This window comes from Marinobacter shengliensis (genome assembly GCF_003007715.1).
Classification (GTDB): Bacteria; Pseudomonadota; Gammaproteobacteria; order Pseudomonadales; family Oleiphilaceae; genus Marinobacter; species Marinobacter shengliensis.
Window position 1 is genome coordinate 109,927 of sequence record NZ_PXNO01000019.1, and the last position, 22,176, is coordinate 132,102.

Below are 22,176 nucleotides of genomic sequence, written 5' to 3' on the forward strand. Positions count from 1 at the left end.
AGCAACATATGAACATTCTGGTTATTGGCAGTGGCGGGCGCGAACACGCCCTGGCCTGGAAAGCCGCGCAATCCCCGCTGGCAGATAAAGTCTTCGTAGCGCCCGGCAACGCCGGCACCGCCCGGGAGCCGAATCTGGAAAACGTCGACCTGGACGTGATGGACCTGGACGGCCTGGCGGATTTTGCCGAGCAGAATAGCGTGGGCCTGACCATCGTCGGCCCGGAAGCCCCGCTGGTAGCCGGCGTGGTGGACAAGTTTGAAGCCCGCGGCCTGCGCATCTTCGGCCCCAGCGCCGGCGCCGCCCAGCTGGAAGGTTCCAAGGCCTTCACCAAGGACTTCCTGGCCCGCCAGAAGATCCCGACCGCCGACTACGCCAATTTCACTGATGTGGACGAAGCCCTCGCCTATGTACGTGAAAAAGGCGCACCGATTGTGGTCAAAGCCGACGGCCTGGCCGCCGGTAAAGGCGTGATTGTCGCCATGACCCTGGCCGAAGCCGAAGATGCCATCCGCGACATGCTTGCGGGTAACGCCTTTGGCGATGCCGGCAGCCGCGTGGTGGTGGAAGAATTCCTCGACGGCGAAGAAGCCTCGTTCATCGTGATGGTCGACGGCAAAAACGTGCTGGCCATGGCCACTTCACAGGACCACAAACGAGTGGGCGATGGCGACACCGGCCCCAACACCGGCGGCATGGGCGCCTACTCCCCCGCCCCGGTGGTCACCCCGGATGTGCACCAGCGCATCATGGATGAGGTGATCTACCCCACCGTCAACGGCATGGCCGCTGAAGGCCACCCCTACAAGGGCTTCCTATACGCTGGTCTGATGATCGACACCAATGGCGCTCCCAAAGTGATCGAATTCAATTGCCGGTTCGGTGACCCGGAAACCCAGCCGATCATGCTGCGCATGAAGTCGGACTTGGTGGAACTGTGCCAGGCCGCCGTGGATGGCAAACTGGACCAGAGCGACTCCGAGTGGGACGAGCGCGCCTCTGTAGGCATTGTACTGGCTGCCGGTGGTTATCCCGCCGACTACAGCAAGGGCGATGTGATCTCCGGCCTGCCGGAAGGTGAAACAGAAGGTGAGAAAGTCTTCCACGCCGGTACCAAGCTGGATGGTGATAACGTGGTGACTGCCGGTGGCCGGGTTCTGTGCGCCACCGCTTTGGGCAACACCGTGACTGAGGCCCAGCAGCGGGCTTACCAGCTGGCGAAGAAAATTAGTTGGAACGGCATGTTCTATCGGAACGACATTGCCTACCGGGCCATTGCCCGGGAACAGTAGAGCTGCCTGCTAGCGAGTCACAACCCGGCCCCGCGCCGGGTTTTTTATGGCCGAAAGCCAATAGTAAATTTAAATCTACATCATAATAATTTCTTGTTGTTAACGCTTATCATTTGTATAGTTGCAACCCTTATTCAATAACACCTACACAGGATGCGATTATGCAACAACGATTTACCCGCCGTTTTATCGTAGCCGCCATCATGGCCGCCTCCCTTCCTGCCGCTGCCCAGGAGCACACACTGAAGGAGCTGGTCATCATCGGTGACGAGACCTCAGCCGCCAGCCTGCCGGGCTCAGCCCATGTGGTGACAAACGAAGACCTGGAAACTATGAAGTACACCGACGTGCACCGAGTGGTAAAGCAAGTGCCTGGTGTTTATCTGCTCGAAGAGGAAGGCTACGGCCTGCGTCCTAACATCGGTATTCGTGGCTCCGGTTCCGGCCGGTCCGGCAAGGTTACCCTGATGGAAGACGGCGTGCTGATGGCCCCTGCTCCCTACTCTGGCCCAGCCGCTTACTACTTCCCGTCCTTCGGCCGCATCAACGGCGTTGAAGTGCTGAAAGGACCAGACCTGCTCCGGTACGGCCCGGCCACCGTTGGCGGCGCCATTAACCTGCGCTCCACGCCAATTCCGACCACGACCGGCGGCCGGGTAACGGCGGAAGTTGCCGAAGATAACGGCAAACGCATCCATGCCTGGTATGGCACCAACAGCGAACAAGCCGGCTGGCTGATCGAAACTCACCAGCATGAGAGCGACGGCTTCAAAGACATTCGCCAATCAGACCGCGAAGCCGGCTTCGACAAGCAGGATTACGTCGCCAAGCTCCGTCTGAACACCCGCGCAGATGCCGACATCTACCATCAGCTCGACCTGAAAGTGGATTACAGCGAAGAGCTGAGCCTGGAAACTTACCTCGGTCTGACCGACGCGGATTTCAACGCCAACCCGGACCAGCGCTACTTTGCCTCTGAACGGGATAACATGGATACCCAGCGCACCGGTTTCATGGCCCGGCACCTGGTGGATTTCAACAACGATGTAACCCTGACCACCACCGCCTACCGCAACGAATTCAAACGCAACTGGTACAAAGCTGCGGGGCTGAACTCCCTGATCAACGACGCCAATGGTGGTGACGCCCTGGCCCAGCAGCAGCTTCGCGGTGAGACAGACCTGGCCGGCATAGAGATCAAGAACAACGCACGTGAGTACGAATCACAGGGTATCGATTTTGTAGCAGATTGGGGTCTCAATCTGACAGGCATGCGCCACGACCTCACCTTCGGCCTGCGCTACCACGAAGATGAAGTAGACCGCCTGCAGCCGGTAGACACCTTCGACCAGGTGATCGTGAACGGTCGCCCGGTTCTACAGTATGTCTCAACCACCTCCGGAAGCGGCATCAGCGGCAGCAACAATGCCATCGAAAAAGCCGAGGCCTGGAGTGCCTACATTGCCGACCGCGTTGAGGTTAACGATCGCCTTACCGTCACCGGCCTGCTCAGGTACGAGGATATTGAAACCAGTCGTGTTCGCTATCAGCAAGAAGCCCGGACCGATGTGCAAGACCGCGCCTCAAACAGTACCGGTGAACTGCTACCTGGCCTGGGCGCAACCTACAAACTGGATGGCGGCGTAACCCTCCTGGCCGGTATTCATCGGGGCATGGCCCCGGCGGGCGCAGGCAGCACCGATGTTGAACCCGAACTCAGCACCAACTACGAGCTCGGCGCCCGGATTCAGCGTGGCGCCGGTCGCTACGAGCTGATCGGCTTCTACAGTGACTATGAAAACACGGTCCAGAACTGCTCCGTGGCCACCCCTTGCGCTGGCGGCCAGGACACTGGCTCGGTCAGTCAGGGTGAAGCCCGCATTCAGGGTATTGAAGCCCTGGCAGGCTACGAGTTCGCTCTGACCAACGGCCTGTCGGTTCCGGTTGAAGCCACCTGGACCTACACCGATGCCGAGGTCACCAAAGACAGCGATTCCGGTACCGTTCTGAAGGGCGACAACCTTGTCTACCTGCCGGAGAACGTCCTGAACCTGCGCACCGGGCTGCGCGCCGGGGACCAGTGGGACGCCTACCTGAACGTGTCATACGTCGACGAGATGTGTATCGATAATACCTGCGATCGCAGCGGCACCGACAACACCTTCAGAAAGACCGAATCTCTCACTGTAGTTGATCTTTCCGGCAGCTACCGCGTTGCCGAAGGCGCCCGCGTCTTTGCCAAGCTCGATAATGTGTTCGATACCCAAAAAATCATCGCTCGCTCACCGGATGGCGCCCGGCCGAACCTGCCTCGCACCGCATCTGTGGGCGTTACCGTCGATTTCTGATCGAAGTCTCCACGCAAAAGGCTGACGGACCAGCCTGACTCAGGAAAACTTCAGCCCGGCCATTGACCGGGCTTTTTTCTGGGGTAGTGTTAGCGTTCACAACGACCACAATGAAAAGGAGTTCTCCGTGCCCCGAAACGCACTCAACCTTGCCCTGCTGCTTGTCACCACCCTTCTTGTCAGCGCCTGTTCCAAACAGGGCATCTACGACAGCGCCATCGGCTGGGAGCGTTCCAGCGCCGGCCTTGAGACAGCGGAAGTCACAGTCGGCGAGTTGGACATTGCCTATCTGCGCAGCAAAGAGGCTGTAGAAGGTGACACCCTGGTCCTGATACACGGCTTCGGCGCCAACAAGGATAACTGGACGCGGCTGGCCAAGGAGTTCAAGGGCGAGTTCAACGTCTACGCCATCGACCTGCCCGGCCATGGCGACAGCAGCAAGCCTCTGGACATCGGCTACCGGTTTGAAGACCAGGTGAACTACCTGAACCAGATCCTGGCTGAACTCGGCGTAAAGCAGTTCCATATGATGGGCAACTCCATGGGGGGCGCGATCACCGCGCTCTACGCCGCCACCCATCCGGATCAGATTCAGACCGCAGTACTGTTCGATCCCGCCGGAATCTTTGAGTATGAAAGCGAACTGGTAGATCGGGTGCTGGATGGTGACAACCCGCTGATCCCGACGAAGAAAGGTGATTTTGACAAGCTACTGGACTTCGCCCTGGAGAAGCGCCCGTTCGTGCCCTGGCCAATTTTCGATGTGATGGAGGAAAAGGCCATTGCGAATCAGGAAGTGAACCAAGTGATCTTTGCGGCCATTCGAGACACCGGCTTTGAACCAGATTTCCGCAACGCCATCACCCACATCGAAGCCCCGGTACTGGTGATCTGGGGCAAGCTGGACCGGGTAATCGACTACCGCAACGCCGATGTGTTTGTGGAAGCCATCCCCAATGCCCGAAAAGTGCTTCTGGACGATATTGGCCATGCGCCCATGGTTGAAACACCTGCGGAATCTGCTCAGCTATTCCGGGACTTTCTGGCAGAAAGCGTCAAATAGCGCAGGTACGGAACCCGGTATACACATCACCGCGAAACGGCAGGTAAGCCTGCCGGTAAGTGCCACGAATCAGGTTGGTTGACGTGGCACAGCTGCCACCCTTGGTGACCTTATGGGTGGCAAACTGCAAGGTGGACATAAACGGGTACATGTCTACCTTGAAACCATCATAGGGCAAGAAGTCGTTGGTGGTCCACTCCCACACCGCACCGATCATCTGCCGGCAACCAGACCGACTGTCCCCGGCGGGATAATCCCACACCGGATTCCGGGCCATGGTGCGGCTGTCCATATCCACCCTTGAACTATCCGGGGCTTCATTGCCCCAGGGATAACGGCGGAACGGTTCCCCGGGCTTGTTGCCCAGCGCCGCCACTTCCCACTCGTACTCCGTCGGCAACCGACGTCCCGCCCACTTGCAGTACGCCTCCGCTTCCCAATAGGTGACATGGGTAACCGGCGCATCCGGCTCCAGGGCCAGCCACTGGTCGAACACCCGCTCTTGCCAATGGCCGTCATGCCAGCGCCAGTACAACGGGTGCCGGGGCACATGCATCAGGGGCTCACCCACACCATGCACCAGGCTGACATCCTGCTCGGACTCCAGCCATTTCCTGCCCCCGAAAGACCACAACTCTGGCCGCTGGTAGCCGCAATCGTCCACAAACGCCTGAAACTCGCGGTTGCTCACCGGCGTACGACTGATGGCAAACGCCGGCAGTTCAATCTCGAAGCGGGGTTTCTCGGCATCGAAGGCAAAGTCGTCGGTTGCGTAGTGTTGAGACTCGCCGGGCATACCAATTACCCAGCGCCCGGCTGGGATTTCCGCATCACCCGCTATGGCCTCACCCGGTGCCGGCCGGTCGCCTTTGAAATCTGCAGGCGCCGGATACCCCACCGTCTGCCGGCACCAGATCAGCGACTCGATGTGCATGTTCTGGTGATAAATCGCGTAGCGGTAGAGATACAACTCCCGCTCGGTCAACTCCCGGTTCTTGATGCGCTCTGCAACCCGATCGTAAATGGCATTGAAGTACGTGAGCGTTTCCTCACGGCCGGGAAACAAATCCCGGCGCCAGCGATCCGTGTGATCCACATGAAAGGAATCCCAGAGGTCGTCCATGGCAGGATTATAACTTAGCGTGCCATCCAGCAGGTTAAACACGAAGACCTCATAGAAGAACGCAGAATGCCCCATTTCCCAGAGCGGAGGGTTCACACCGGGATGGTAGGGAACATCGAGTTGCTGCTCCGCCAGCGTGCGGATCAGTTGCTCCGTGCGGGATCTGGCTAACTCTAACTCTTCCAGCAGCTGAATCTTATTGTCCTCGGCAACCATAAGCCCTAACTCCAAAGCGTCTCACTCCCAAAGTCTGGGAAGACGTGTCGGGAAGGCCTGTCCAAAAATTTGCGGAGCCATGGATGGCGGAGCAGAAGCGCCACATGGATGTGCCGCAAGGAGCGTTTTTTGGACAGGCCTTCCCGACACGGCTTCGCACTCCAATGAAGGATAACAAAGAAAAAACCGCCGAGGTCGGAAACCCGCGGCGGTTTAGTCGCTATCAATACGATAGGCGCTGAAAATCAGGCCACCTCAGGCAGCCTTCTTGCGGTTACGCCGCCAATCGGCAAGATCTTCGATCAGCTTGTAGAACAACGGCACGAAGAACAGCGCCAGGGTACTGGCAGCCAGCATACCGCCCACCACTACGGTACCGATTTCCTGACGGGAAACCGCACCCGCACCGGTACTGAAGGCCAGCGGCATGGAACCCACGATGAACGTCAGTGCTGTCATCATAATGGCCCGGAAACGCTGCCGTGCAGCGGTGCTGGCAGCATCAAAGGAACTCATGCCACTTTTCCGGTTCTGGGCGGCAAATTCCACGATCAGAATGGCGTTTTTCGCAGCCAGGCCAATCAACACCAGCAGGCCCACCTGGAAATAGATATCGTTGGGGAAACCACGGAGTAACGATGCCAGAGCAGCACCAAAGACACCGAACGGCACAGCCGTCGCCACCGCTACCGGCAAGCCCCAGCGCTCGTACTGCGCCGCCAGTATCAGGAACACCAGCAGCAGGCCCATGCCAAAGGCGAGAATGCCGGAATCGGCGGAATCCTGCAGCTGATAGGCTTCACCGGTCCAGCCCAGCAGGGTATTGCGATCAAACTGTTCAGCAGCAACTGCCTGCAGGGCTGTCAGGGCATCACCGGTCGTATAACCGGGCGCCGGGTCAGCCAACAGCTTGGCCGCCGGATACACATTAAACCGGTTCAGGATGTCCGGGCCGCTGACCCGTTCCAGTTCCACCAGGGAACTCAGTGGAATCATCTCGCCGTAGCCCGAACGGACAAACACCCGGCGCAGATCGTCCGGATGACTGCGGAACTCACCCTCCGACTGCAGGTTTACCTGCCAGTTACGGCCCTGCAGAGTGAAGTCATTCACGTACAGGCCACCGAAGGTGCTCTGCATGGTGGTGAAGATCTGATCGATTGGCACGCCAGCTGCCTGGGCTTTTTCCCGATCCACGTTGGCCTGGTAACGGGGAATGCCTGTGTCGAGAGTAACCCGCACGTTTTGCAGCTCTGGCCGGGCATTGGCAGCCTGAGTGAACTGATCAGCGATAGCCTTTATCTCGGTCGACGTCCGACCACCCCGGGCCTGGATGTAGCCCTCGACGCCACCGGTCGTGGACAAGCCCTGAATAGGCGGCGGAGTGAAGGCAATCACGAAGGCTTCCGGCATACCAAAGCCGATGCCCATGATTTTATTGGCAATATCGGCGGCCTTCTGTCCCTCGCCTTCCCGCTCGGCCCAATCCTCCAGAGTCACGAAGGCGACACCGCTGTTGGTGCGCAAGGCGCTGGAGATGATGTCAAAGCCGGCAAAAGACACCACATCTTTCACTTCCGGCAACTGCATCATCTGCTCAGCCAGCTCGTCTCGGGTATTGGCTGTTCGGCTCAGGGCCGATGAAGGAGGCAACGAGTAGGCCGCCAGCACAAACCCCTGATCCTCCTGGGGCACCAGGCCCGAGGGCATTTTGTTCAGCAGAAAGGCAGTGCCGCCAATCATCGTTACAAACAGTAGCACGCCTATAACGGCATGCCTCAGCAGCCAGTCCACTACGGCGGAGAAGCCCTTGGTGAGCTTTTCAAAACCGGCATCGAACCAGCGGAATACGGTCAACTGTTTGCCCTCGTGACCCAGCAACAGAGCACACATTGCGGGGGTCAGCGTGAGCGCCACCACGCCTGAGATCACCACCGAGACAGCAATGGTGATGGCAAACTGCCGGTACAACTCACCACTGAGCCCCCCCAGGAAGGCCACCGGCGCGAACACGGCAACCAGCACCAGGGTGGATGAGACCACCGCGCCCGATACTTGCTGAATGGTCTCCACCGCCGCGTCGTAGGAGGACATGCCCTGCTCTTTCATCAGGCGCTCGGCGTTTTCCATGATGATGATGGCGTTATCCACCACCACCCCGATGGCCAGTATCAGCCCGAACAGCGTCAGCAGGTTGACCGAGAACCCAAGGGCCTGCATGCCGGCAAACGTGCCGATCAGGGATACCGGGATGGCAATTAACGGAATCAGGGTCGCGTTGAAATGTTGCAGGAACAGGAAGGTGACCAGCACCACCAGTAATACCGCCACGATAAAGGTAGAGATCACCTCCTGAATGGAGATATCGATGAACAGGGTCGTATCGTAAGGAGCGTCGTATTCCAGCCCTTCCGGGAAACGTCCCGAAATTTCTTGCATAGCGGCATTCACTGCTTCAGCAGCATCCAACGCATTGGCCCCGGGCTGCAGATACACACCAATGGGCACCGTCGCACCGCCATTGTAGGTGGCCGAAAAATCATAATTCTGCGCACCCAACTCGATGCGGGCAACATCCTTCAATCTCAAGGATGCTCCCTGTTCATCACTGCGCAGAATAACTTCGCCAAACTCTTCCGGAGTGGTCAGGCGACCCGGGGCCGACACGCTGAAGGTAAATGCCTGCCCCTCCGGTGCCGGTTCCGCTCCGATACGGCCAGCGGCAAACTGGGCATTCTGGGCGCGCAAGGAATTGGCCACATCGTCAGGAGTCAGCTCGAACTGAGCCAGCTTGTCGGGACGCAGCCAAACTCGCATGGAGTAATCCTGGGCACCGAAAAGAGAAGCATCACCAATGCCTGGCAAACGCACCAGCTCGTCGAGGACATTCAGCAGGGCATAATTTGAGATTTCCACCACATCCATGCTGTTATCTGGCGAAGAAAGGGTAACAACCTGGAGGATCGATGTGGAACGCGCCTCTACCTTCAACCCTTGGTCACGTACCGATTGCGGCAAGCGCGCCAGCGCTTGCTGAACGCGGTTATTGACGTTAATGGTTGCCTGGTCAGGATCCGTTCCGATCTCGAAAGACACTGTTATCTGGAAAATGCCTGAGTCGGTGGCGCTGGACTCCATGTAGATCATGTTATCCACACCGTTGATTTCCTGCTCCAGCGGTGCCACCACCGAATCAGAAATCACATCCGCGCTGGCGCCCGGAAAACGCCCATCAACCACAACCTGAGGCGGCACCACATTGGGGTACTGCTCTACAGGCAATCCGATCAGTGCCAGAAGGCCGCCGAGGGTGATGATGATAGAAACAACTGAAGCAAAGATAGGACGATCAATGAAAGTACGAAGCATCAGCCAGCACCTCCCTCGTCGTCCGGGTTGGTCACCTCAACCCGGGAGCCATCGCGCAGGTTAACAAGACCACTTACGATGTAAAGATCGCCCTCTTCCAATCCGCTCAGTATGATCTGGCGGCCGCCAGTCACCGGACCAAGCTCAACTTGACGAGCCTGAGCGGTGTTTTCATCACTTACCGTAAATACCACGGGGCCATCAGGGCCCTGAGTCACCGCCTTCTCAGGAATAGCGACGGCATTTTCAAAATTCTGCAATTCAACCCGCACACGCACGAACTGGCCAGGCACAATCTCATTCTCAGGATTGGGGAAGATTGCCCGCGCCGACACCGTGCCTGTTCGAGGGTCCAGAGTGGATGCCGTAAAGTCTATCCGGCCATCCAGCTCATACTCCTGGCCGTCAGCGAGGACAAGGCGGGCAGCCACTTCCTGCTCTATCGCATCGCGCATGCCTTCGCGCGCAGCTCGGCGAATGCTGGCATCGTTCTCCGGCAAAGCAAACCGCACATGGATAGGATCCAGCTGAACAATCGTGGTAAGCAAGGTACCCGTGCTGATCAGGCTGCCCTCCGGAAAATCCTCAAGGCTGGTGACCCCACTGATCGGGGCTTTCACCGAGGTATAACCAACATCCAGCTCTGCCTGAGAAATCCCGGCACTGGCAACCGCGAGGTTAGCCTGAGCCAGTTCCAACGCTGACTGGGCAGCATCCCTTTCACGCTCACTGACTGCATTACGCTGGAACAAAGACGATATCCTGTTCCACTCGCGCTCCGCCTGGCGCAAATCTGCCTCGGCCATTTGGCGTTGAGCTTTAGCCCCCTGCAGCGCAGCCTCCGCAGGCTTTGGATCGATCCGGAACAGCGAGTCACCCTCTCGCACCATCTGACCTTCTTCGTAAAGGCGCTCTTCAAGAATACCCTGGATACGCGCCCGAACTTCGACCTCCCGCGCTCCACGCGCGCGGCCAGCGTAGTCTTGCCGTACACTGATGTCTGACGCCTTCGCCCGCTCAACTACAACAGCCGCCGGGGGCATACCATCGCCCTGCTGGTCTCCTGCATCGTCGTTACTGCATGCGCTGACAATCAACAGAGAGGACAATACTGCACAAACCTTTGCGGTGCGGGCCCATGGCCCGGATGCGTTATCAATACGCATGGCGGTGTCTCCTGAAAACCGGTTGACTATGTTAAACGCCCCAACTATGAAAGGAGGGCGGATTTCCTATACCCTGAACGTCGTGCCAAAATACATCCAATCATGTATGTAAGCAAACAAGATTCCTTTATACTTCGTTTTTCCACAATTAGATGACTGTGATTTACCATGGCCCGTAAAACAAAAGCCGAAGCCGAAGCTACGCGGGAAGCGATTCTTGATGCGGCTGAATGCATCTTTATGGACAAAGGGGTTGCAAAAACCTCACTGGAAACAATTGCCCGCAAGGCTGGTGTTACCCGAGGCGCCGTGTACTGGCATTTTCGTAACAAGGCAGACGTCCTGGACGCCATGCTCGAGCGGGTCAGGGCGCCGCTGAGCAAGATGATGGATGAAACCGCAGAAGCAGATCAGGGGCTTGAAAGCCTGAAAAACCTGTGCATTATCGCTCTGCGCAAGCTAGCCGAAGATACCCGCTACTTTCGGGTATACAAGATCCTGTTCCATCGCAACGAATCTGACCAGGCCATCGCCAAGCATAGGGAACTGGCCCTGGAAGCCACCGAGTTTTTGACCGAAATCCTGGAGCGCCCGAGCAACCGAGCAAAACTACACCCTGAACTGACTCCGGCGCAAGCCGCCTACCTGCTCCACACACAGATGCTGGGTCTGTTCTTTGACTGGCTGGCAGATCCGGAAAAGTGGCCGCTAAATGACATTGCCCCCATATTTGTCGAAAGTAGTTTCCGTGGCCTGCTGTTACGGCCCTGAACCCTTACGAACCTGCGCATTTGCGCTTTCCTTGCTGATATTGGCAGGCTGCGCCCTGCCAGTTCTCGAACAAAAAACGCAACATTATGTGGCCCCTGATCATGTTACCACTGATACCCGCCTGGGCCGCGCCTGGCTTTCCAAGCGCCAGACCAACCCCGATTTATCCGGCATCCACCCGCTGGCCGATGCTCACGACGCCTTCACGGCCCGAATTCTTCTCACGGGGGCTGCCGAGCAGACGCTAGACATTCAGTACTATATCTGGCGTGCCGACATTACCGGCACGTTATTGCTGGAGTCTTTGTTGTCCGCAGCTGACCGCGGTGTTCGCGTCCGCCTGCTGCTTGACGACAACGGTATTCGAGGCATGGATGACGCCCTCGCGGCCTTGGCTGAACAACCCAACATACACATCCGGCTGTTCAACCCCTTTGTGGTTCGCTCGCCCAAATGGCTTGGCTATATCACCGATTTTTCACGACTTAACCGGCGAATGCACAACAAATCTTTTACCGCCGACAACCAAGTTACTATTATTGGCGGCCGTAACATCGGCGATGAATACTTCGGCGCCACAGACGGCCTGCTATTTTCAGATCTTGATGTCCTGGCTGCGGGCGCGGTCGTGGACGAGGTCTCAGCCGACTTCGATAAATACTGGAACAGTCCGTTCAGTTATCCGGCACAAACACTGCTACCGAAAGCAAGTGGGAGCGCAAAACACATGCTCCACCGGCTCAAGCAACAACAGAATGCCGCCAGGGCCCAACATTACCTGGAAGCCATTGAAAACTCAGAACTAACGGAACAAATAGTTGATGGCAATCTCTCTTTATTGTGGGCACCAACCCGCATGATCAGTGATCCACCCGGGAAAATCGCAGACAAAGCCCAACAAAGAGCCATGCTCAGCCATCAGCTACGTAATGCCATTGGCGAGCCGAAAACCGCCCTGACCCTGATCTCACCCTACTTTGTTCCGACCGCCGAAGGCTTGGATTATTTTCGGAATCTGGCCGGACAGGGCATTCGGGTCCGCATCCTGACCAACTCCCTGGAGGCGACCGATGTTGCCGCTGTTCATTCGGGATACGCAGGCTACCGTAAACCACTGATCAAGGCCGGAGTGGAGCTGTTCGAAATGCGCAAACTGGGCAGCGATTCCATAGAACCCCACGAATCTAAAAGGCCCTTTGGCAACTCAGGTTCCAGCCTTCACGCAAAGACCTTCATTGTGGACCACAGAGACGTGTTTATCGGCTCGTTTAACTTCGATCCCCGGTCAATTAACCTCAACACTGAACTTGGCTTTGTCATTGAAAGTGAAAAACTCGCTGGAAATATGGAACGGGAGATCAGTTCATTGCTGCCGAGCAGCAGCTACCGGGTGCGACTTGATTCCCGCGACCGCCTGTATTGGGTTGAACAGAACCCGGATGGCAAAACCATTCACACCAAAGAACCCTATACATCGGCAGGCATCCGCACACTGGTATTCCTGATGTCACTACTTCCTCTTGAACCGCTCCTCTGATCAGAAACTGAATTGCGATACAGTTCAAGCATCTGAAAGAAAACCCCGCAAAGCAAAAGCCTTGCGGGGTTTCTGGTAGCTGGCAGGCAATGAGTGCCTGCCGGACAACCGGAACCGGTCGATTAACCGAACTGGTTCATGGTGTTGTCTTTACCACCGGCCTTCAGAGCCGCTTCACCAGCGAAGAACTCTTTGTGGTCATCACCGATGTTGGAACCGGCCATGTCCTGGTGCTTCACAGTCGCGATGCCCTGACGGATTTCCTTGCGCTGAACACCTTCAACGTAGGCCAGCATGCCTTCGTCACCGAAGTAGCCTTTGGCCAGGTTGTCGGTAGACAGGGCTGCAGTGTGGTACGTCGGCAGAGTGATCAGGTGGTGGAATACACCAGCTTCACGGGACGCATCACGCTGGAAGTTACGGCACCACTCGTCAGCCAGCTGGCCCAGCTCAGTGTTGTCGTACTCGGCGCTCATCAGCTTGGCGCGGTCGTAGGCAGATACGTCTTTGCCTTCTTCCTGCATGGCATCGAATACCTGCTGACGGAAGTTCAGAGTCCAGTTGAAGGACGGGCTGTTGTTGTAAACCAGCTTGGCGTCGGGTACCACTTCCTTGATGCGGTTAACCATGGCAGCGATCTGGCCAACGTGCGGCTTTTCAGTCTCGATCCACAGCATGTCGGCGCCGTTCTGCAGGCTGGTGATACAGTCCAGAACAACACGGTCTTCGCCAGAGCCCGGCTTGAAGCAGAACAGGCCAGAGGCCAGGCGCTTCGGCTTCAGCAGCTTGCCGTTGGACTTGATCACAACGTCGCCGTTCTCGATCTGGGAAGCGTCTTCGATGTACTCGCCGTCCAGGAAGCTGTTGTACTGGTCACCCAGGTCACCCGGCTCGTTGGTGACAGCGATCTGCTTGGTCAGGCCAGCACCCAGGGAGTCAGTACGGGCAACGATAACACCGTCGTCCACACCCAGTTCCAGGAACGCCAGACGAACCGCGTTGATCTTGGACAGGAAGTCGGCGTGCGGAACGGTTACTTTACCGTCCTGGTGGCCACACTGCTTCTCGTCAGATACCTGGTTTTCGATCTGGATACAGCAAGCACCGGCTTCAATCATCTGCTTGGCCAGCAGGTAGGTTGCTTCGGCATTACCGAAACCAGCGTCGATGTCGGCAATGATCGGCACAACGTGAGTTTCGTGGTTGTCGATCTGCTTGATCAGCTCGGCAGCCTTGGCGGTGTCGCCGGCGTTTTCAGCTTCTTCCAGGGCACGGAACAGGTGGTTCAGTTCCCATGCGTCAGCCTGGCGCAGGAAGGTGTACAGCTCTTCGATCAGGCCAGAAACCGCAGTCTTCTCGTGCATGGACTGGTCAGGCAGCGGGCCGAACTCGGAACGCAGGGCAGCAACCATCCAGCCAGACAGGTACAGGTAACGACGCTTGGTGGTACCGAAGTGCTTCTTGATGGAGATCAGCTTCTGCTGGCCAATGAAACCGTGCCAGCAACCCAGAGACTGGGTGTACTGGGAAGAATCGGCGTCGTAAGCAGCCATGTCTTCGCGCATGATCTTGGCGGTGTACTTGGCGATGTCCAGACCAGTCTTGAATTTGTTCTGGGCGCGCATGCGGGCAGCGTGCTTGGGGTTGATGGCATTCCAGGTCGGGTTCTGCTTCAGGATGGAAGCAATCTGGTCGACGTCTTGTGCGTAGGGCATGGTCTCTATCCTTTCTACGTTAGTGTTCAAAAGGGTCGGAAACGCTGCTGCCAGCAGCCTCCGGAGCCAACCGCCTGCTCATACAACCCGGCAGGGGATGACGTTGGGCGTAACTTTAGTGCTTTCCGATTTATAATTGAAATTTATATGGTGTATTTTCGGCATTTTTCTGGTGAATACCAAGTCCACACCATGAATACCTCAAGTTGAGCAGGATCATGGTTGCTGTTCCGGGAAATGCTAACATTCAGCATATCCATGATATTTGTCATTCGCCCTGACCAGCTCGGGACAACAGGATTCATTTGTGTTCTACCTGACCTCTTTTGGCCACTCGCTGCTGCACGCTCTCAAGAACCTGCTGCCTATCGTCGTTGTCGTCGTATTTTTCCAGCTGGTCATTCTGCAACAGGTACCCGATAACCTGGCCAGCATGACCATTGGCCTGTTGATCGTTGCCGTGGGTGTTGCCCTCTTTCTTCAGGGCCTTGAACTCAGCATTTTTCCCGTTGGTAAAAGCCTGTCCAACCAATTCGCCAAGCGCGGTTCCATCATCATATTGTTGAGTTTTGGCTTTGCCATGGGGTTCTCCGCCGTGGTCGCCGAGCCAGCCCTGATTGCGGTTGCCGAGCAGGCCCAGAGCATCAGTGAAGGCCGGATAGATGCCTTCACTCTCAGGATGCTGGTGGCATTGTCCGTCGGGCTGGTGGTGGCCCTTGGGATATTCCGCACCATTTTCGGATACCCCTTGCACTGGTTCATGATCGTTGGCTATGTCACGGTCGTGATCGTAACCTGGTTTGCGCCGGAAGAGATCGTGGGGCTCGCCTATGATTCCGGGGGTGTCACCACCAATGTGGTTACTGTGCCGCTTATTGCGGCACTGGGGATCGGACTGGCCGCGTCCATTCGGGGGCGAAACCCACTGACAGATGGCTTTGGCCTGGTTGCCCTTGCGGTGATGGTGCCGATGATCACCGTTCAGATCTACGGAATGATTGTCTACGGCGGCAACACTGAGAGCGGAGAGTTGCTGCTGACCACTGACAGCGACACCGAAGCGCCCTCCGGCCCGCTGGCGATGCTGGTAGACCTCCTGGAAATGGTGCGCGATGTCCTGCCAATCATTCTGACCGTCATTGTTTTCCAGTACCTGGTGCTGCGCAGAAAACTGAGCAACCCGCGCAAAGTCATCTTCGGTTTTGTGCTGGTCATTCTCGGTCTGTACGCGTTTGTGGTGGGGCTGAAGATGGGGCTTTTCCCGATCGGCACCAGCATGGCGGAGCAACTCACCGCTCGTGATAATTTTACCTATGTCTACCTGTTCGCCCTGCTGATCGGCTTTGCCACCACCATGGCCGAACCGGCTCTTATCGCCATCGGCAAACAGGCAGAAGAAGCCGCGGCCGGCGCCCTGAACGGTAACGTTATCCGAATTCTGGTGGCCGTTGGCGTTGCCATTGGTATTACGATCGGTGTGCATCGGATCATTACCGGCGACTCCATTCACTATTACATTATGGGCGGCTACGTTCTTGTTATCCTTCTGACCGTACTCTCTCCAAAGTACATCGTTGCCCTGGCCTTCGACCTTGGCGGCGTAACCACGTCGGAAGTGACGGTTCCATTGGTGACGGCGCTGGGCATTGGCCTGGCCTCGAGCATCGACGGCCGTAACGTGTTGATTGATGGCTTCGGGCTTATTGCATTCGCATCCATTTTCCCCATCGTTACGGTGATGGCCTATGCCATCGTTTCCCAATATATTTCAGATCACAGGAAGGCAATCCAATGAAATTTTCGGTACTGGTCGCAATCGTTCCGGAAGATCTGGAACAGGAGTGCATTGATGAAGCCCGCGAACTGGGGGCCGGTGGTATCACCGTGATGTCTGGCCGCGGGATAAGCAATACGGCCAAAAAGACGTTTTTCGGGCTCACCTATGACGGCAGCCAGAGCGTGTTGCTGATGGTGTTGGAAAAAGGACTATCGCTGGAGATACTCAAAGCTCTGCAAAAGGTCGTCATGCCCGACCCGAAGGACTCGCAAGGCCTGATTTTTACTGTCCCACTGGAACACCTGGGGGGCATCGACCTGGCCCAGGTTGAAAAGTTTGAACAACATCTGAAAGATTCACTCTGATCGGAGCAGCACCATGAAACTGGTCAAAGATGTGATGGTCACCGAGATCATCAAGATTTCACCCTTCGCAACTCTGCGAGAAGCATTGTCGTTAATGAAACGCCATAACGTGAAGTCTCTTGTGGTTGAGCGCCAGAGCGACCACGATGCCTGGGGGCTGATCACCTACACCAACGTCCTGAAAGCCGTTATTGCTGAAGACGGCGACATCGATCTTCTGAACGTTTATGACGTTTGTGCCAAACCGGTCATCAGTGTCGGTGGAAGCCTCTCGCTCAGGCATGCTGCCAGCCTGATGACCGATCATCGGGTAAAGCGCCTACTGGTGCTGGCTGACAACGAATTGCAGGGCTTTGTCGTGATGGACGACATCATGAAAGCATTACTGGATACCATCGACTGACATAAGCCACCGCAACGGTGTCAGTTTCTGGAGAGCACCAGTAACTGGTCACCGGACTTCAGATCCAGATAGCAATCCCTTGGCGGATTCATCAACAGGTGACGACCACGCTCATCGGCAACCGCGCGATAGAGGCCCAGCGCTATCTCGCCTTTGTCCGCAACGATTTTCTCAAGTAGCTGGAAATCCGTACTGGCGGGCAAAGGATAATCGTGAGGATCGCGAAACTGAATCTCCGCGCCCCCGACCGTAAACAGTTCATCCAGAACTACCCGGAGCTCGCGGCGCAGCGCTACCTGAGCGAGCACATGGCTGAGCACCATGGGCGTAATCAGCATCTCACTTCGGTTTCCGTACAACAGATGCCGGTTATCGGGATCGCTGAGTTCCATGATCACCTGCGGCCGGCGGGATGACTCCGCCAGCAGATCCTCAAGTTGCAGATAGCCCACCATGGCCCTGGCATCGGCCTCCTCACCAGAACCAACCCGATCACTGCTGAGCAGCATGACCGCGTCATAGCTGGCAGGGTCAAGGCGACGCAGGTCCTCCTCAACCATGTAGTCTGCCTCAAGCAGACGGCCATTGACCGCCAGCAGGTCCGCACCATACCGGCTGATCTCACGGCGTCGCTCCTCAACGGGCACCACCGATACCAGATCCAATTCAAACCGGCGCCCCGGATAACTGCCGAATTCCGACACCAGGCTGGGCACCCTTCGACTCCAACCCAACACAAGTATCCGCTGTCTTGCCTGGACGCTTTGAGAGCGAGGCACCGACTCCGCCCGCTCAATCACACCCATGGGCTCGGCCTTCGCATCGGGCCCTGTGTGTTCGTAATCCCTGGCCATCAAAACCACCCTGTCTTCATTGCGTATTATGGTGTCGGTGGGTGCCAGAAGGTTTACATGCCAGCCACCCTCAGGTCTGGGCTGGAGCAGGCCAAGTACAATGGCTTTCGGCCGGTTCGCCGCCAGTTCTGCCAGGGTTTGCCCTTCAGCCGTTTCTCCACCGCGAACGAAAATTTCATTGCCGTCGCCCGCCGTCAGAAGCTCGTTATAGACCTCGGAGAGATGAGGGTGAAGCACGTTCTGAACCAGTAAACGACTGATCGTCGCATCACCTGCCACCACCTCGACGGCCCCAGGATAGGCACGCTCAATCACTGATAACTTGCGCATATCCTGAATTTCAACCACGACAAAGGGCAAGGGCGCACTCAATTGACGGGCTTGAGCGGCGATGGATAACAGCGCCTTCACGGATTCGACGTCAGAGGTCACCAGGCTGCCAACATCATGAACATGGCTCGGCACAATCACCGCCGCCGCGTCCAGGCAGGCCACACGATGAAGGGCCTCGGGCTGGATCGGAGAGCCGGACCGCAAAATAACCTCTCGGGCACGGCGACCCACACCGGGCTCACTCATCAGTTCATGAACCTGCGCCGCACTGGCCTCCTGCGCCAGCACAACCATTCTGAGTTTATGGGTGTCGTGCTTTTCCAGAAAACGTTGCATTCGCCCGGTAGAGCCGAACAACTCGGACACCAGCGGCGGTGTCTGTGCACTCCAGCCAAGTACCACAAAGTGGTTCTTGAGGGTGACCGGCGTAAGCCCCCTTTCCAGCTCCTCCATCTTGGCGATCAACCAACGGGTGAGGATGGCCACCAGCGTGCCCATGAACACCACGTACCCAAGTACCGTGAGCAACGTAGACACGATTCGCTGCCAGGTACCAACATCGTCACCCAGATAGCCTGGGTCGGTCAGCCGAAGAAAGGCCCACCAGACAGCCGAGCCTGGGTCATCGAATTCTCCACCCTGGGGCACCACCAGCAATCCGCCAATCAGTGATATCAGGCCGATAAAGAAACCAACCACTACGAGCTGGAAGCCCGCCCCTTTGACAAGCTGGCGCTCAAGTATAAATTTGAGGCGATCTACAACCCTGAATGGCAGCATAAGGCTCCTTTTTGCGAATGGTCATGGTTGCACATAGGATAGAACAAACTCCGGCAGCAAGGTGCGCTCAAATCGTGAAGAAAACCATGACTCGCCACACGCACTGGTTAGTTCTGGCATCCGTTTTGGCATCTACGAGCAATGCCAGCACGGCTCATATTCCCCAACCCTGGCGCTCGGACGCCGTGGTTTCAGGTCGGGATGAAGCCTATGACACCGAGCGCTTCCTTCACGAGCTGACGTTTGATCACCGTCAGGCGTTACCGACCGCCATGGACAACGGCATCCGCGGTACCGGCGGCAGTGTCAGCAGCCGCCGGCTGTACTTCAATTTTCGTTACCGCCAGGATTTCGGGTTTCGCGATGATCAGAACGGCTTTCTGCTCGATATCCAGCGGGCGGAGGATCTGGACGGTCCCTATCAGCGGCAGTTGGTAGGCTTCCGCCAGAACATTGGCGAGCGCACAGAAGTGTGGCTGCAAGGCGATGTGTTCTCCGACAAAGCGGAATCGGACATTTATCTTAGCGCGCGCCATCACCTCGACAGCCAGAGCTGGCTGCACGCCTCTGTGATACTACCGGATTACTACTTCAACGAAAAAACCGATACCGCCGACCGTTTCAGCAAAAAGCCGCAGTCCTATTTTCTGCAGTGGCATCACCAAGGATCCACTGCCGTGGAGGGTACGACGGTATCGCTCAACCTGTCCCCGGATTCCCGGTTCATCAGCCAGCGCCAGGAGCTGGCTGTCAGCAACGAAACCCAGCGCGGAGCCATCAGCCACCGCCAGCAAACCGGAGACTGGCTGATCGGGTTACACCTGGAAGGTGAGCGCACACGGCGGGATTACACGCTGCAGCGGAGCGATGAAAACAGGGCCACCGGATTCAAGCGGGATCACCTGAAGGCCCGGGGCTCCGCCACCCTGGTGCCGCACCGCCTCTCCCCTACGGTTGGAGTGGCCTGGCTGCAACTGGACGAAACCGGATATTTCGGACGAGAGCTGAACGATGAGGGACGTATTCGGCGCCGGGAACCCACGGTCTTCGCCGAGATCACCCTGAGCGCCAGCCAGAACACCAGCGTCAGCCCGGGCATTTACCTGAGTGCGCCCGAGATCCGGCAAACGTTTGAACAGGAGGAGGAACAACGCCGGCACACCGGCTTTACCGGCAAGCTGGCCGTGCCTATTGAAACCCGACTGAGCGCCAGCAACCAGGCCGTATTAACCCTGAACCCCACCTTCTACCTGCACAAATTCGGGTTTGGCGGCGGCAACCTGCAACTGCACTGGCCGCTGTGAGCGGATCAGACCATCTGCGGGGCACTGCGGCGGGCACTGAGGGCTTCAAGAGCCGAGGCCAGCGATGGATAAAAACTGCTGACCCCCGGTTCCGGTTTGAGCCCAGCCCGGGCCAGGGCCCGAAGGGGCTGAAACTGAAGGTCAGCGATCATGATTTCGGTACCGTTTTTCCGGCACTGGTCAATCAGTTTGTTCAACGCCGCCAGGCCGCCGGCATCCAGCACGGTCACGCCGTCCATATACAGGACGAAGCCCCGGGTCTCCCGGGAGAGATCTGCCAGCTCACCGAATACGCGGTCTGCGGCGGCAAAGAACAGTGGGCCATTGATCTTGAACACCCGCCAGCCTTTCGGCAGCCCGGCCTGCACTACCCGCTTGTTTTCGCTGATGTCTGTCACCTTGGTCATCTGAGCCATTTCACGCATGAAAAGCACCGCCGCCAATAACACGCCGGTGGTAATGGCAATGACCATATCCAGCGCCACGGTCAGGCCAAAGCAGGTCAAAAACACCAACACATCACTACGCGGCGCGGTTTTCAGAAGGTGCGCCGCTTTGGGGGCTTCACTCATGTTCCAGGCCACCATAATCAACAGGGCAGCCATGGCCGGCATGGGCAGGTATGCCAGAACACCGGCCAGCGACACCAGCGCCAGCAAAACCACCAGGGCATGCACCATGGCGGCCACCGGTGACTGGGCTCCGGCCCGATAGTTGGCAGCTGAGCGGGCAATGGCGGCGGTGGCGGTAATACCGCCGAAAAACGGCACCACAATGTTGCCAATGCCCTGCCCCATCAGTTCACTGTTAGCGCTGTGGCGTTTGCCGGTCATACCATCCAGCACCACCGCACAGAGCAAGGACTCAATGGCCCCGAGCATGGCAATGGCAAAGGCCGCCGGCAGCAGCTCGCGGACCATGTTCCAGGAAAGCCCCACTGGCTCGCCCTGGGCATTCAGTTGCTGCCAGGGCCAGGCAAATTCGGGAAGGAAGGGGGGAATGCCGGCACCGGTACTGCCATCAGGCAACAGGTAACTGAACCGGGAACCGATGGTTTCTATCGCAGCCCCATTGGCATTGAACCAGATCGCCAGCAGGCTGCCGATAATCACCGCAGGCAGGTGCGGCGGCACCGGCGTTTTCAGCCTGGGCCAGAGCAACATAACCGCCAGGGTAGTGGCGGCTATCAGTGTGCTCATGGAATCCAGGGCCGGTAATTGCTGGGCCAGCACCGCCAGCTTGTCCCAGTAATGCTCCGGCATGGTCTCCACCGACAGGCCGAAAAAGTCTTTCACCTGCAGGGTGGCGATCACCACCGCAATACCGCCGGTGAACCCCAGGGTGACGGATTCCGGGATATACTCGATAAAGCGGCCCAGGCGCATCACCGCCATAATCACCAGCAACACCCCGGACATCAGGGTGGCCAGCAGCAGGCCACCCAGTCCGTAGCTCTGGGCAATGGGGTACAGAATCACCACGAACGCCGCCGTGGGGCCGGAGATGCTGTAACGGCTGCCGCCGAACAGGGCAATCACAAAACCGGCAATGAAGGCGGTATAAAGGCCATACTGGGGGGCAACGCCACTGGCAATGGCCAGCGCCATGGCCAGGGGGATAGCAATAATACCGACGGTGACGCCGGCCATCAGGTCTTTCAGGAAGCGGCCGCCGGTATAACGCTCATCCACACAGGCTTCACGGAAGGCGTGGGCAATCCTCAGAGAAAACAGATGAGCGCGGTGCGACATGAGGCACTT

General features: G+C 57.4%; 16 protein-coding genes. 10 read left to right on the plus strand and 6 right to left on the minus strand.

The annotated features are described in order from the left end of the window. Positions 1-8 precede the first annotated feature (8 nt). The 3 genes from purD (at position 9) to C7H10_RS04305 (ending at position 4,703) form a co-directional block, all read left to right on the plus strand. Complete coding sequence (gene purD, locus C7H10_RS04295; RefSeq protein WP_106693885.1) at positions 9-1,292, plus strand: phosphoribosylamine--glycine ligase; 1,284 nt, start codon at positions 9-11, stop codon at positions 1,290-1,292. 161 nt (positions 1,293-1,453) lie between these two features. Continuing rightward, positions 1,454-3,640, plus strand: coding sequence for a TonB-dependent receptor family protein (locus C7H10_RS04300; RefSeq protein ID WP_106693886.1), 2,187 nt, complete (start codon positions 1,454-1,456; stop codon positions 3,638-3,640). Positions 3,641-3,767: 127 nt separating this feature from the next. Then, positions 3,768-4,703 (plus strand): alpha/beta fold hydrolase, encoded by a 936-nt coding sequence (locus tag C7H10_RS04305; protein WP_106693887.1) that lies wholly within the window; start codon positions 3,768-3,770, stop codon positions 4,701-4,703. On the opposite strand, the gene C7H10_RS04310 is transcribed toward C7H10_RS04305, so the two are convergent. Further along, a complete protein-coding gene (locus C7H10_RS04310; RefSeq protein WP_106693888.1) occupies positions 4,696-6,042 on the minus strand; it encodes an SUMF1/EgtB/PvdO family nonheme iron enzyme in 1,347 nt (448 codons plus the stop codon). The two genes, C7H10_RS04305 and C7H10_RS04310, sit on opposite strands and share 8 nt — an antisense overlap. An 83-nt stretch (positions 6,043-6,125) precedes the next feature. Here C7H10_RS04310 and C7H10_RS19175 point away from each other — a divergent pair, with 83 nt between their 5' ends. Then, positions 6,126-6,284, plus strand: coding sequence for a hypothetical protein (locus tag C7H10_RS19175; RefSeq protein ID WP_167392876.1), 159 nt, complete (start codon positions 6,126-6,128; stop codon positions 6,282-6,284). Between the two features lie 13 nt (positions 6,285-6,297). On the opposite strand, the gene C7H10_RS04315 is transcribed toward C7H10_RS19175, so the two are convergent. Together C7H10_RS04315 and C7H10_RS04320 are read right to left on the minus strand one after the other, a co-directional pair. Beyond that, positions 6,298-9,411, minus strand: coding sequence for an efflux RND transporter permease subunit (locus tag C7H10_RS04315; RefSeq protein WP_106693889.1), 3,114 nt, complete (start codon positions 9,409-9,411; stop codon positions 6,298-6,300). Next, positions 9,411-10,577: an efflux RND transporter periplasmic adaptor subunit gene (locus tag C7H10_RS04320; protein ID WP_106693890.1), complete on the minus strand. Its 1,167-nt coding sequence runs from the start codon at positions 10,575-10,577 to the stop codon at positions 9,411-9,413. Before C7H10_RS04320 ends, C7H10_RS04315 begins: the two co-directional genes overlap by 1 nt. 168 nt (positions 10,578-10,745) lie before the next feature. On the opposite strand from C7H10_RS04320, the gene C7H10_RS19405 reads away from it, so the two are divergent. Together C7H10_RS19405 and C7H10_RS04330 are read left to right on the plus strand one after the other, a co-directional pair. Further along, entirely contained in the window at positions 10,746-11,348 is a 603-nt protein-coding gene (locus tag C7H10_RS19405; protein WP_106693891.1) for a TetR family transcriptional regulator, read from the plus strand. An 88-nt stretch (positions 11,349-11,436) separates the two neighbouring features. Beyond that, positions 11,437-12,885 (plus strand): phospholipase D family protein, encoded by a 1,449-nt coding sequence (locus C7H10_RS04330; RefSeq protein WP_244178176.1) that lies wholly within the window; start codon positions 11,437-11,439, stop codon positions 12,883-12,885. Positions 12,886-13,007: 122 nt separating this feature from the next. Here the strand turns inward: C7H10_RS04330 and C7H10_RS04335 are convergent, their stop codons facing one another. Then, complete coding sequence (locus tag C7H10_RS04335; RefSeq protein ID WP_106693893.1) at positions 13,008-14,600, minus strand: isocitrate lyase; 1,593 nt, start codon at positions 14,598-14,600, stop codon at positions 13,008-13,010. Positions 14,601-14,907: 307 nt separating this feature from the next. Here C7H10_RS04335 and C7H10_RS04340 point away from each other — a divergent pair, with 307 nt between their 5' ends. From C7H10_RS04340 to C7H10_RS04350, 3 genes are read left to right on the plus strand one after another with little or no spacing between them, the layout of a single operon-like run. After that, positions 14,908-16,395 (plus strand): DUF1538 domain-containing protein, encoded by a 1,488-nt coding sequence (locus tag C7H10_RS04340; protein ID WP_106693894.1) that lies wholly within the window; start codon positions 14,908-14,910, stop codon positions 16,393-16,395. Continuing rightward, on the plus strand, positions 16,392-16,742 hold the full coding sequence (locus C7H10_RS04345) for a transcriptional regulator (RefSeq protein WP_106693895.1): 351 nt from the start codon (positions 16,392-16,394) through the stop codon (positions 16,740-16,742). The genes C7H10_RS04340 and C7H10_RS04345 overlap by 4 nt, the downstream gene beginning before the upstream one ends. Before the next feature lie 13 nt (positions 16,743-16,755). Then, on the plus strand, positions 16,756-17,145 hold the full coding sequence (locus C7H10_RS04350; RefSeq protein ID WP_106693896.1) for a CBS domain-containing protein: 390 nt from the start codon (positions 16,756-16,758) through the stop codon (positions 17,143-17,145). A 20-nt stretch (positions 17,146-17,165) separates the two neighbouring features. Here the strand turns inward: C7H10_RS04350 and C7H10_RS04355 are convergent, their stop codons facing one another. After that, positions 17,166-19,112, minus strand: a complete 1,947-nt coding sequence (locus C7H10_RS04355; RefSeq protein ID WP_106693897.1) for a CASTOR/POLLUX-related putative ion channel — start codon at positions 19,110-19,112, stop codon at positions 17,166-17,168. A 125-nt stretch (positions 19,113-19,237) separates the two neighbouring features. Here C7H10_RS04355 and C7H10_RS04360 point away from each other — a divergent pair, with 125 nt between their 5' ends. After that, the gene (locus tag C7H10_RS04360) at positions 19,238-20,416 is read left to right on the plus strand and encodes a hypothetical protein (RefSeq protein ID WP_146136797.1); all 1,179 of its coding nucleotides are present in this window, start codon (positions 19,238-19,240) and stop codon (positions 20,414-20,416) included. Between the two features lie 5 nt (positions 20,417-20,421). Here the strand turns inward: C7H10_RS04360 and dauA are convergent, their stop codons facing one another. Next, positions 20,422-22,167 carry a C4-dicarboxylic acid transporter DauA gene (gene dauA, locus C7H10_RS04365; protein ID WP_106693899.1) on the minus strand — a complete coding sequence of 582 codons (1,746 nt, stop codon included), beginning with the start codon at positions 22,165-22,167 and terminating at the stop codon, positions 20,422-20,424. Between the last annotated feature and the right edge of the window lie 9 nt (positions 22,168-22,176).